This is a genomic window from Mycobacterium colombiense (genome assembly GCF_001665835.1).
GTDB lineage: Bacteria > Actinomycetota > Actinomycetes > Mycobacteriales > Mycobacteriaceae > Mycobacterium > Mycobacterium colombiense_A.
The window spans coordinates 1-807 of the sequence record NZ_LZSX01000110.1 but is presented as its reverse complement, the minus strand read 5'-3'; the positions used below and the strand labels follow the sequence as shown (position 1 = coordinate 807).

General features: G+C 66.7%; 1 protein-coding gene. It reads left to right on the top strand.

Annotated elements, in window-relative coordinates; all coding sequences use genetic code 11:
* Window positions 1-807: thioredoxin-disulfide reductase (gene trxB, locus A5760_RS25835; RefSeq protein ID WP_155764482.1), on the top strand; the 807-nt coding region annotated here is incomplete at both ends.

Sequence of the window (807 nt, the reverse complement as noted above, 5' to 3'; positions counted from 1 at the left end):
GCGGCGTTGTATGCGGCGCGGGCGCAGTTGGCGCCGGTGGTGTTTGAGGGGACGTCGTTTGGTGGGGCGTTGATGACGACCACCGAGGTGGAGAATTTCCCGGGGTTTCGGGACGGGATCACGGGTCCGGAGTTGATGGATCAGATGCGTGAGCAGGCGTTGCGGTTCGGGGCGGATCTGCGGACGGAAGACGTCGAATCGGTCTCGTTGCAGGGGCCGGTCAAGTCGGTGACCACCGCCGAGGGTGAGACGGTGCGGGCGCGGTCGGTGATCTTGGCGATGGGTGCGGCCGCGCGGTATTTGGGGGTGCCCGGTGAGCAGGAGTTGTTGGGCCGCGGCGTGAGCTCGTGTGCGACCTGTGATGGGTTCTTTTTCAAGGACCAGGACATCGCGGTGATCGGGGGTGGGGACTCGGCGATGGAGGAGGCCACGTTTTTGACCCGGTTTGCCCGCAGTGTGACGTTGGTGCACCGCCGTGAGGAGTTTCGGGCCTCGCGGATCATGGTGGAGCGCGCCCGGGCCAACGACAAGATCACCATCGTGACCAACAAGGCGGTCGAGGCGGTCGAGGGTGAGCAGACGGTGACGGGGTTGCGGCTGCGTGACACGGTCACCGGTGAGGTGTCCACGTTGGCGGTGAGCGGGGTGTTCGTGGCGATCGGGCATGACCCGCGCTCGGAGTTGGTGCGCGACGTTGTGCAGACCGACCCCGACGGCTATGTGCTGGTGCAGGGCCGCACCACGGCCACCTCGATTGATGGGGTGTTCGCCTCCGGGGACCTGGTGGACCGCACCTACCGCCAGGCC